The 11677-nt window shown below is 39.8% G+C and carries 8 protein-coding genes; all 8 read left to right on the forward strand.

The window, feature by feature from the left end; translation table 11 throughout:
* The first annotated feature begins 5 nt into the window (after positions 1-5).
* The 8 genes from esaA to PGP85_RS09120 all read left to right on the forward strand — a co-directional run bounded on the left by esaA (position 6) and on the right by PGP85_RS09120 (position 11600).
* A complete protein-coding gene (gene esaA, locus PGP85_RS09085) occupies positions 6-3386 on the forward strand; it encodes a type VII secretion protein EsaA (protein ID WP_270327192.1) in 3381 nt (1126 codons plus the stop codon).
* Positions 3379-3861, forward strand: coding sequence for a type VII secretion protein EssA (gene essA / locus PGP85_RS09090; protein WP_010742510.1), 483 nt, complete (start codon positions 3379-3381; stop codon positions 3859-3861). Before esaA ends, essA begins: the two co-directional genes overlap by 8 nt.
* Positions 3862-3871: 10 nt before the next feature.
* The gene (locus tag PGP85_RS09095) at positions 3872-4144 is read left to right on the forward strand and encodes an EsaB/YukD family protein (protein ID WP_270327195.1); all 273 of its coding nucleotides are present in this window, start codon (positions 3872-3874) and stop codon (positions 4142-4144) included.
* Positions 4128-5300 carry a type VII secretion protein EssB gene (essB, locus tag PGP85_RS09100; protein WP_090405911.1) on the forward strand — a complete coding sequence of 391 codons (1173 nt, stop codon included), beginning with the start codon at positions 4128-4130 and terminating at the stop codon, positions 5298-5300. The genes PGP85_RS09095 and essB overlap by 17 nt, the downstream gene beginning before the upstream one ends.
* A complete protein-coding gene (essC, locus tag PGP85_RS09105; RefSeq protein WP_270327202.1) occupies positions 5284-9723 on the forward strand; it encodes a type VII secretion protein EssC in 4440 nt (1479 codons plus the stop codon). The genes essB and essC overlap by 17 nt, the downstream gene beginning before the upstream one ends.
* 571 nt (positions 9724-10294) lie before the next feature.
* The gene (locus PGP85_RS09110) at positions 10295-10723 is read left to right on the forward strand and encodes a hypothetical protein (protein WP_010742498.1); all 429 of its coding nucleotides are present in this window, start codon (positions 10295-10297) and stop codon (positions 10721-10723) included.
* 9 nt (positions 10724-10732) lie between these two features.
* On the forward strand, positions 10733-11197 hold the full coding sequence (locus PGP85_RS09115) for a DUF5085 family protein (protein WP_010742497.1): 465 nt from the start codon (positions 10733-10735) through the stop codon (positions 11195-11197).
* A 28-nt stretch (positions 11198-11225) separates the two neighbouring features.
* Positions 11226-11600 carry a hypothetical protein gene (locus tag PGP85_RS09120; protein WP_010742496.1) on the forward strand — a complete coding sequence of 125 codons (375 nt, stop codon included), beginning with the start codon at positions 11226-11228 and terminating at the stop codon, positions 11598-11600.
* Positions 11601-11677: the final 77 nt, after the last annotated feature.

An 11677-nucleotide genomic window follows, 5' to 3' on the forward strand; every position in this document is an offset into this window, starting at 1 on the left:
AGAATATGCAAAAGAAAAAACAAAGTAAGTTTTCATTGCTAGGATTAACGGCAGGCGGCATTTTGCTGGTTACGGTGCTGCTTTTTTTCGCGCTAAAAGATGACAACCTCAGAAAAGCCGCAGAGGATCAAACTTCGCAGGTAACTTATGCATTAGTAAATGAGGATAAAGGGGCGAAGTTCGAGAATCGACAATACATATTGGGCAGAGACTTTGTCACTTTAATTAATAATGATTTGGACCACAATTGGCAGACCACCACAAGGAGTGTCGCAGAGGCTGGAATTATTGACGGACAGTTTGATGCGGTCATTTATATTCCGCAGAATTTCTCGGAACGCCTGCTAGATTTGCAGAGTATTGCACCGGATCAGGCAGTGGTGGATTACCAAGTGAGTGAAGGTCAAAATGAACTCACTAACCAGGCGGTTCAAATAAAAGTAGATAGTATTTTAAAGGAATTTAATCAACGAATCGTGCAGATGTATTTCTCTAGCATCGTAGGGAATCTTTCAGAAGCACAACGGAATGTAAACACGATCGTTCAAGGAGATAAAGAGACCCACACATCGTTAGCAAATAATATCCAGAGCCCGTTCAAGGAGTTACCAGGTAATTTTTCTTCAGTATTAGATGTATCGAGTATTTTGGATGCGGACAACAAACGCTTTATCGCTGAACAAAAGAGTTTTGTAGATTCAGTTCAGCAATTGCTGGATACGAATAATGAAGGATTGAACAGTTCCAGTGAATCTTTGGAGAAGAATAAAGAAACGGTTGATCAATTTACAGAAGATGTGAATAAAAAAATCGAAGAATCTATCCAACAATTCAATGATCAGGTGGAGCTCCAGAAGAAACAATTAGCCGCGCAATGGGACAATGATTTGACCAATTATCAAGCACAATTTGATGGATTGAATCACTCGTTAATCCAGCAGATGAATAATTTTTACCAAAGCGATTCAACAACGAAAAAAAATACAGGCGTACTGGCAGATTTTTACGGACAAGCAGCGTACTTCCAAGAAAATCAAACCGCGCGCATGGATGAAATAAAAAATGAAATCGATCAATTGAAACAGCAAGTGGAATCTCTGAAAGAATTACGAACAAGAATCGCAGAGACTTACTATGCTGATGGAAACAAAACACCGGATGATTCAACGCTGGAAGACACGAAGCAAGCGATCTTAAACCTAACAGATCTAACTTCAAGTCAAAATTCATCCAACTTGAAAGACCAATATTTACAAGTATTGAATGGAAAAATTAATACCATCAATAATAATGAACTACGAACATGGCTTGATTTATTAGTCAGCAATGGAAAATTGAGTGATTCAGAAGCAAACCGTTATAAACAAGAATTAAGTGTGATTGAAGAATACGCTGAAGATTACGGAGTATCGTTTAGTACAGGGACTAACTTCAAGTATTTAACTACTGCGGGTGAAGTGCCACATGCAAATCCAGTTGAAGTAGAACAAGCCTGTATAGTTGCGATCAATCCTAGAACAATAAAATCGCTTGATTTAGTTTCAGTTTCTAACGTAGAAATCAAGGATTTAGGAGCTTTAGCTGCGACGGTTAAAAGTATTTTGGATAACGAACTAAGCCAATACGACTATGAAACAACCGTAACGGCGGGACCGCCAAACAGCTTATCCATTAGTGTGGCTTCGAAACCAGGCGGAACGACACCAATCAGTGATTTGCCGAAACAGATCGGTGTAAACATTAGTCCGACTATTCAATGGACCCTGTCAGATACCGAATTAAAAGAGGCTTTTGTGGAGCTTGAATATTCTTGGCGAGTGAACGGTGCAGAACAAAACAAAGGATATTATGCCAGCTTTGCAGATAAGAACCAACCGCTGGTTGAAGACTTGCCGTCAATCTTTGCTCAGTTTGAAACACTTGGAGGAAGTGCACAGCAGATCATGACGCTTTTCGCTGATCCAAATCAACAAGGTGACCTGCCCGGATTTTTAGCGCTGATTCAAGATCCAGCGAATATCGGTAGACCACTAGAAGAGCTTGCCACCAGCGAATCGATCTATAATTCGTACGACAATATTACTGATGAAGCGAAGAAGAAGTTGATTCAGGATTCATTGGTTAAGGAGTATAGAGCAGGGGGCGACAAACTTTATAAGCAGGTGGACCAACAAATTAAGGAATTGCGACAAACTATTGGAACAGAAAAAAATGCAGAAAATGAAACGAATACATTGTATAGTACGCTGCACTTCATGATGCTGCCAGAAATGCTGAACAATGAAGCGAATAAACTCAATCAATGGTTTAATTCCGCAAATGAACAGATTGCAGCAACATATGGCAGTTGGAAAGAAGCGGAAAAAATCCAAACAGAATCGATTATCAACGAGGAGAATCCGCATCCAGAATCTGGCGATACGAAACCAATTGCAGACGCGACTGCCTCAGTTTCAGATACGATGAAGGCGCTAGTAGAAACAGCGAAAAATTCTGCGGAGTCGACCAATAAATCGGCTGCTGAAGTGGAAGATGTTGGATCGAAAATTGAAGATATTACGAAAACTACGAAGGATGTTCAAGGAAATGCGGATAAGGTTTTAAATAATTTGGACAAGGTAGTAGCAGACGCGAACAAAAAGGATAGCACTAACGACATCTACAGTAAAAATTTTGATAAAGTGCTCACCAACACACGTCAAGGGGGAGCGGATAATCAAAAAGTCTTTAATTTCTTGGCGAGTCCTATGAATACGATCGGTGAATTTGGTGAAAACCGAACGATTTCGGCGGTTCCTTATTACTTAACATTTATCGGTACGATCGTGGCTCTCTTTGTTGGCTATGGACTTTCTTCTAGCTTATTCGAACGCAAATTGCGCGACCATGATTTCTTTGTTACGCAAAGCCGACTTTGGAAAAATACTCCAAACGCTTTGCGAACGTTAATCATCAGTATGATTATTGCCATTTTTGTGAGTGGGATCACAGCGTGGATCGTAACAGTGAACTCAACCTTAGGCTGGTTCAGTTACACTTTCTTGGTATTCTTGATCAGTTTATTGCTTACTACGGCATTGGCACGACAATTTGGACGAGTTGGCTTATTCATCGTCGGGTTACTATTCGGCTTCTATCTTATGATGACACCATTATTAGGGATGACGACCACTCCCGGGAGTGTGATTCATTTTATCTTCAGGATATCGCCGATGCAAAATATCGAAAATGGCTATACCGCGCTGCTTAATGGATTGTCGATTGGATGGGGAACGTATCTCTTCCTAATTGTATTGACATTGATCAGTTTGGGATTGAACTTCTTCGTAAGTGTCTCAAAAGATACGCTAGGCGAGCCATTAGGACAGGTGATTGATCATGAATAAGCGCAGGGTTCTGATTGCTTTTTTTGGTTTATTCGCGGTCGGATTTTTTGGTGGCAGAGTTTATGCAGATAATGGCAAGCTGACCATCAATAATCAAGTCATCTATGAAAAACACCAAGAAAAAGAAGATTCGATCGAGTATTTGATTGCCCCTGATTTGTTTTTAAAGGGAAAAACCGATACCAATCAGCAAAAATTAGCGGAACGCGAACAGATCGCTCAACAGGCCAAAGAAAAAGTATTTGTCACACGGCAATTACCGGAAACTGGTAGAGATAAGAAAGCTTATGAAAAGATCTTATTTTTACAGGATTATCAAGATAATGTGGTGCATTCAAATCCCACGAACAAGACTAATCATTCGATACCTCAAGTTCTAATCTACTTTATGGCAGGTATCCTAATTGTTGGGATGTTAATTCTAGGGATATTACTTGGACGAAGATTTTCAACAATTTTTGTTCGGAAAAGTTAGGGGGATAATTTTGGAAAAACAGACAGCAATCAATATTGGTTTGCATTATGAAGAAAACGTGATTGACCTGCGGATTCCCAATCGTGTAACACTTGAGCGTTTGGTGCCATTGCTGCAAGAAGCTTTGTCGATCATGAATTTCTCATTACCAGAAAAATTTTCTTTGGAGTTAATCAATAAGCCAATCAAAATCAACCAGCAATTACTGCTAGCTAATTATCCAATTAGTGATGGTGATCAATTATATGTAAGAACGGAGAAAGAAAATGACGGAACTAAATGATGGCGTTATAACAATCAATCAGACTTGGCAACAAGAAACGCTGACCACACAACTGACTGCCAATCAATTTAAGTGGGCAATGATTGAGCAGTATCAAACAATTCTTACACAGACTACTGAGTGTCTAGAAGGTAGTATTCGTCAACATAATGAAGAAGAAATGATTATTGATTATACAATCCCGAAGTTTGGTGAAACGGTCGAAAAATTTGCGGCACGCTCAAATGAATTGGAACGGTTAGAGTTGGCTCAGAAGATGCATTTCCTTTTAGAGTTGCAGAAGCAATTAATTAATCCATTTATTCATCCGCAAAATCTATTGGTTGTCGGTCATACGATTCGCTTAGGACATCGAGGTCTGGCAGAAATCGTCGCACCATTTCAACCGACTGACGAACAGTTCTTTAAACAATACAAAGCGCTGATTTGTTTTATTCTGCAGCCGCAGTTAGATTTTGCTGGATTAGTGGATGGCCTTGGGGCTGTTAAGAATGCTTTGGTGGAGAAAATTTATCTGGCTACATCACCAGAAGAAATTGATCGTCATCTTTCAGAAGCGAGTACTTTCTTGCGGGAGAGAAATCGACGAGAAAAGAAATTAGTTAAGAAACAGCATTATCGCATTTTCAAGTGGGGGAGTTTGATTCTGCTGGTAACCGCTATTGGTTTAGGAATTGGTTTATCTGTTTACGCAGGTCGGGTAGTCCCATTGCAAGAACGTGTGATTGAAGCAGAGTCGAAATTTATCTTTAATGATTATTCTGGTGCAACAGCCGAGCTAAAAAAAGATAATGCGGAGGAACTGCCTACCTCAGCACAGTACATCTTAGCGTCGAGTTATATCCAATTGGATAGCTTAACGAATGAGCAAAAGGAAGCCGTTCTCAATACGCTCTCTCAGAAATCTAGTGAAAATACCTTGCTCTTCTGGATTTATTTAGGGCGCGGAGATTTTGATAAGGCGTTGAGTTTAGCTAAAAATATCGGTGATAATCAATATGTTTTGCATGCTTACACCAAATTGTATGATGCGACAAAAGCCAATACTCGAATGGACGGCGAAAAGAAGCAAGAGCTGCTGAAAGAGTACGAAGAACAGATCAATAATTATGTGAAGCTGCTAGGAGGACAAGCCAATGATGAACAAGCAGACTAATCAACCTTGTCCTTCAATCGATGATCAAATTATCGAGAAAGATGCAATTCTTTATGATGTTTTTCTTTTTGATACAGTTTTTGATCATGTCGAGTTAACCGAAGGCCAGACCGTTCTTTTCCATGAGTTTGTTATCAGCTGTGTAAATGGGGAAGTGTTCTGTGACAACTCCTTAGAATCAAAAAAAGAATTACTGATTCTTCCGCATCGTGATGTAGCTGTTTTTACCACCACACTACCGAAAGAACAATGGACTATTTCCAAAGCCTCTGGTTCGGAAATCTGTTTAGCAAGTGAGTCGTACGGGGTTCTTTCTATTAAAGAAGATCCACAAAGCTATTTTTTATCTGTAGAAGCCAACGGCGAAAAAGTTTATTGGAATAGGAAGCAGGTTAGCCGATTAGCAACGGATTTTTGTGTTGGTGATCAAGTTATTATCCGTGACGTCATCATTGAGCGAAGAGAAAAACAATTCAAGATCACTTGTTTAAAAGAAAATGTACGATTAGATTTTCGCAAGATTATGCCGGAAGTTTTGAAAAATGAATTTCCGCTTACCTTTCCGGATTTTCGCCGCAGTCCGCGGATTCACTTAAGACCGCCCAAAAAAGAGCAGACAGTCACGCCGCCTAGCGCAAAAGCGGCTGAGGGAAAGAGTGAGATTTTACGTTCAATCGTTCCGCCATTAGGAATGGTTGTTTTAAGTGGAGCATCCAGTGTTTTAAGCAGGGGAAATCCCATCATGATGCTGAGCATGGGGGGAGCGAGTTTATTGACGGCTGGTTTTTCTGTATCCAGCTATTTTACCAACAAAAAAGAAACCAAACGAAAGAATGAGCTGCGAAGCGAAACTTATCAGCGCTACATGATCCAACAGAAAAAGGAATTAGAGCAGTTATCCGCTGAACAGCGCAAAGCGTTGGAGTATCACAATCCCGCGATGGAGACTTTGGCGCAGATGACGAAAGAATATCACCCGCGTATTTATGAACGAACAGCGGTAAACGCTGATTTTTTACAGTTTCGTTTAGGGACTGGTGACATTCCAGCCAGCTTTAAGGTAGAGTTTCGAAAAAGTGAAAATGAAACTGACCCGTTAGCAGAGTTTGCGGAGGACAAAGTTGTGCGCCCACATCAGATGTTAAAAGAGGCGCCAATCACGACGACTTTATTGAACCAAACAATTGGTTTAGCGGGCACGCCAGAAAATCTGCGAACAGCGGTTCAAAGTATTCTGTTTCAGATTTCTGTCTTTCACTCTTATCGAGATGTTCAATTTATCGCCTTATTGTCAGAAGAAGATTACACGGAAAAATGGCATGATTGGCGCTGGCTGCCGCATTTTCAATTGCAGCAGTTGAATCTGCGCGGAATGATTCATAATGCACAAAGTCGCGATATGGGCTTGAATTCCTTTTATCAGTTGATTACTAAGCGTCGTCAACAGTTAAAAGAATCTGAAAAAAATGAAAAGATTCAGTTTTCTCCACATTATGTACTAACGATTTTAGATGAAAGCTGGTTATCCGGTCACGGCTTAAATGAGTATTTGGCCGAGGATATGAGCCAATATGGGGTTACGGTCATTTGGGGAAAAGAAAGCGCGAATATGCTGCCGGAAACCACCACCACAATGATCGAATATCAAAGCAGCGAAGCGGCGACTTTGGTCAATGAAAATCATGTGTACGTGAACCAATTTTTCCGCCCCGTCCATTTACCGAAAACATTTACTGTAGCTGAATCAATTCAACGACTAGCGAATTTGAATCATGTAGAGGTCGAGAAAAATGCGATTCCTGAAGCGATTGATTTTCTGGGAATGTATGAAGTGAAAAAGACGGAAGAGTTACAAATAGCACAGCGCTGGCAAAAAGCGAATACTTCAAAATCTTTGGCGGTTCCATTAGGCTTACGCGGGAAAGATGATCTAGTCTCGCTGAATCTGCATGAGCGGGCTCACGGACCACATGGTTTGGTTGCGGGAACGACTGGTTCGGGGAAATCAGAGATCGTTCAAAGCTATATTTTGTCTCTAGCGGTCAACTTCGCTCCTGAAGATGTTGGATTCTTACCGATCGACTTTAAAGGTGGGGGAATGGCCAATTTATTTGCAAAGCTTCCTCATTTATTAGGTTCGATCACGAACTTGGACGGTGCCAGTTCTGCTCGTGCTCTGCAAAGTATTCGAGCAGAGCTGCAAAAGCGCCAACGGAAGTTTGGAGAATTCGGTGTGAATCACATCAACGGCTATACCAAGCTTTATAAGCAAGGAAAAGAAATCACTGATCCCATTGAAAAGAGAAAATATCCAAGCGATCCTTTGCCGCATTTATTCTTAATCAGCGATGAGTTTGCCGAGTTAAAGGCTAATGAGCCGGATTTCATGGCAGAGTTAGTTTCCACTGCTCGAATCGGGCGGTCATTAGGAGTTCATCTAATTTTGGCAACGCAAAAACCAAGTGGAGTCGTGGACGATCAAATCTGGTCCAACTCACGTTTCAAATTAGCATTAAAGGTGGCCGATCCGGCTGATTCAAATGAGATCATCAAAACTCCTGATGCAGCGAGTATCACACAACCCGGTCGAGCCTATCTGCAGGTCGGAAATAATGAAATCTATGAGTTGTTCCAGTCTGCTTGGAGTGGTGCCGCCTATGATCCTGACGCAAATCATGAAGAAAAGGTCGATGAGCGTATTTGGTGGATCAATAATCTTGGCCAGTACGAATTGCTCACGTTGGATCTTTCAGAAGACGAAGTTGCAGTCGTCAAAACAGAAGAGGAACAGACTCAATTGGATGCAGTAGTTGAAGCAATCGCCGAGTACGCAGATGAATCAAGAGCGGTATTGCCGGATAAACCGTGGCTGCCGCCATTGGAAGAAATCATTGATACGCCAGTTATTGATCTCGCTGAATGGAAAAATGAACGTCGCTTAGCCGTTCCGCTAGGATTAATGGATATTCCTACTCGTCAGGAGCAAGTCAATTTTGATTTTGACTTAGAAGCTTTGAGCCACACCGCTATCTATGGGTCGCCAGGCTTTGGAAAGTCTACTTTATTGCAAACCTTATTAATAAATTTTGCACGACAAAACAATCCTGAACAGGTTCAATTCAATCTTTTTGATTTTGGCACCAATGGGTTGTTGCCATTAAAAGATTTACCGCATGTTGTTGATCATGTCCGTTTAGAGGAAGATGAAAAATTGTTGAAATTCTTGAAGCGGATTCGAATAGAGATTCAACAGAGAAAAGAAGCGTTCACTGATTATGGTGTTGCGAGTCTTTCACAATACGAGAAGAAAGCGGGCGTTTCTTTACCGGTAATCATCACAGTCGTCGACGGTTTCGATGCGATTAAAGAAAGTCCGTTGGAAGAACAGATTGAATCAGTCTTGAATCAACTTTTACGTGAAGGCGCTAGTCTAGGTTTTTATGCTGTAATGGCCGTTTTACGAACCAACAGTTTCCGAATGAGTATGGCGAGTAATATTCCTTCCCATATCGGGTTGTTCTTAGTTGAAGAAGGGGCGATTCGAGATGTTGTCGGTCGCGATGCATTGATTCCGCAAGAAATTATTGGTCGGGCTCAAATCAAATTGGACATGCCGCAAGAGATTCAGATCTATTTACCAACTGCTGGTGAAAACGACATTGATCGCTTGAATCAGTTAGAAGCAGAAATAGCTTCATTGGATCAAGCTTGGCAAGGAGAACGTCCAACGAAGATTCCGATGCTGTCGAATGTGATCAGTCTGGAAGAATTTTTTGCCAATCAAACGACGCAGCAATTATTGGCGCAGGGACAATTGCCAATCGCGCTTGATAAAGAAACCACAATCGCCGTTGGGTTCAATCCGCAAGAACATGGCTATTTTGTAATCGGTGATGATACGCCGCAGCAAACCGAAGCCATCGAACGAGTAATTATGGAGAACTTCAAGCGTTTAGCAGGGCAAGTTCAACGGGTCATTTTTAATAGTGGTGATCGTTTTGAGTCCTATTCAGGAAGTTCTGACCTGTTGATTTCTGAAGGCGAGTACAGCACCTTTACCAATGATTTGATTAGTGAAATCAATGAACGTGAGATCAGCGGGATTCATGAGCCGATGTTTGTTTACATCCCAGATGTTCAAGTCTTTGGTGAAAAATCCTTTATCACTAGTGAAAACTTCAATCGCTATTTGAAAAAAGGACCAAAAGTGGGCATGCACTTCATCCTGCAAGGCAATCAAAAACAAATTGAGAACAGTTTCGATGATGTCAATAAGGCGCTACGAGCAAATATCCCAGCCGGAATGGCAGGAACTCGCTTGATCGATCAAAGCTTCGTCAATGTGAAAAGCAGTTATAACGAACCAACCGTTGAGTTGGATGAAAGTCACTTCTTTGTGGGCAGAAATGCTTTGTTTGGCTAAGTATCTGGGGAGGTGGAGCAGGTGAAATAAGTAATAATTTTTTGGGATTACTAAGATATCCACTAGTATTCATGATTATACTAAATATTTTTGGATATTTTATATTTAGAATAGCGAAGTTAAAAAAGTATGCTGCTATAATTTCTTATTCTAGCGGAGTGCTATTCTTATTGTTCATGTGGTTTTTTATAACATGTTTATCTGATAATCCGATTAAATATAGTCTTTATGGAAGTTTCTTGATTTCTATTGGGTGGATGATTGGAATAATCATTCATGTCATGTTAGTAAGTACGTCTTTAAAAAAAGATTCAATGAAAATTCGAGATAAGTATGGGGATTATTATGTGAATGCTATTTCAATAATTTCTCTACTTTGTATATTCTATTTTTCAATCTCGGATAGAGAAATGTTTCTTTTAGTCGGTGTTGCATTGATAATTGTGGCATTATTAGTAAGTCTAACCTTCAGTTTTCCAAGAATCCTCCCCTACTGGAGAAAAGAAGAACCGAAGAAAGATGCGTCTGTATATGGCAATACAACTAAAATGATGAAAAGGGGAAAATCAAAATGATGGATGTCGTCTCATTAGAAATGAACAATCTTGTGTACACAGAGGTCAAAACAGTTCCAGATAATTTTTTAACTTTAGTTTCTCAATCTGAAGAATTGTTATTCGAAGATGGATATTACAAAAATGGTCCAACGTTAATTGAAGTGAAACCGACTGAATTCGAACAAGAAGAGCAAACGTACAAATTCTATATCCCTGTAAATGAACCTGTAGAAAATGGTAGTTCACAGCTGATAGAGGAACTAAAGTTTGAGCAGATGGTCCGACAACGTGTTCCATTCGATGATGGAATTGATGTAGCTTTAGAGTCAATGAAGTCAGCACTTCAGGAGAATGAAGTGAAGTATGAAGATAAGTTGATCATGGTTATGACTCCGGTTTATGGTGAATACTGGGTTGATTTAATGATTCCTGTGACAGAGTAGGTGAAGAAAATGAAAAGAACGATAGGATATAACCAAACACTTCAATTTGAACATGTTATCAGTCGATATTATATAACAAATTCAGAGGAAACAGGTCAATGCTTCGAAGATGCGATGAAAACTATTTTTGATGCAGGTTATTCGTTAGCGGAAAACTTTTTCTATTCAACCAATTCGGATATTAGAGACGAGGAGGAGTTATTGATTCAAGTTTTTCTCCCTGTGAATGAACAAAATCAAGACAATTTGCCAGAGGATTATCGGTTTCAAACCTATTTTCAAGTGAATAATCTGCTTGCTACAAGAGTGAAGGGTGATAGCTCAAATGGGTTTTCGGAAGCTTTGGGAGATTTACTCGGCTATGTAGTGGAGACTGAGCTTGAAGTAACATCGCCAATTTTTTATTGCCCAGAGGTTGTTAATGAAGTCGTTTATACAGATTTAATGATTGGCGTTAAGCCAACGTCAGAATAGTAATTTTTTTGGTAGAAGGAGAAATACAATGGGATTTATTCTGCAACATGAAGAATTGAAAAACTATTTAAAAGAAAGAAATCTGTTATTTGGAAGCGATAAAATTGTTTATGCTCAGTTACCTGCAGAAAATTATGCTTGGTTAAGTATTACTACAAAAAGTATTGTTATTTTACAAGTAGATATGTTTGGGCGGTTGGTTAAAGAGGGAGAGCTTGTCCTGAACGCTGAACAAACCGCATTTCGTTTCATGGAAAATACGTTTGCTTCATACAACTTTATTGCTAAGGAAAACGAAAAAAATGAAGAATTTTTCATCTTTAAAATTAGTAAACGTATTTTAGGAAATAAGCAGCATAAGAGAGATCTAGAGGATTTAAAACAACTTTATATAAAAAAATGAATATAGTTGTAAAAGAAATGATAGCGTAAAATATTTTGTGTAAATAGAATTTTTGAGTAGAAAAAAAGAAAGTCCAT

Source organism: Enterococcus malodoratus, from assembly GCF_027659535.1.
Lineage (GTDB): Bacteria > Bacillota > Bacilli > Lactobacillales > Enterococcaceae > Enterococcus_A > Enterococcus_A malodoratus.

Coding starts and splice junctions, on each gene's coding strand:
- esaA (WP_270327192.1), top strand. CDS start 6: ATGCAAAAGAAAAAACAAAGTAAGTTTTCATTGCTAGGATTAACGGCA.
- essA (WP_010742510.1), top strand. CDS start 3,379: ATGAATAAGCGCAGGGTTCTGATTGCTTTTTTTGGTTTATTCGCGGTC.
- essB (WP_090405911.1), top strand. CDS start 4,128: ATGACGGAACTAAATGATGGCGTTATAACAATCAATCAGACTTGGCAA.
- essC (WP_270327202.1), top strand. CDS start 5,284: ATGAACAAGCAGACTAATCAACCTTGTCCTTCAATCGATGATCAAATT.
- PGP85_RS09110 (WP_010742498.1), top strand. CDS start 10,295: ATGATGGATGTCGTCTCATTAGAAATGAACAATCTTGTGTACACAGAG.
- PGP85_RS09115 (WP_010742497.1), top strand. CDS start 10,733: ATGAAAAGAACGATAGGATATAACCAAACACTTCAATTTGAACATGTT.
- PGP85_RS09120 (WP_010742496.1), top strand. CDS start 11,226: ATGGGATTTATTCTGCAACATGAAGAATTGAAAAACTATTTAAAAGAA.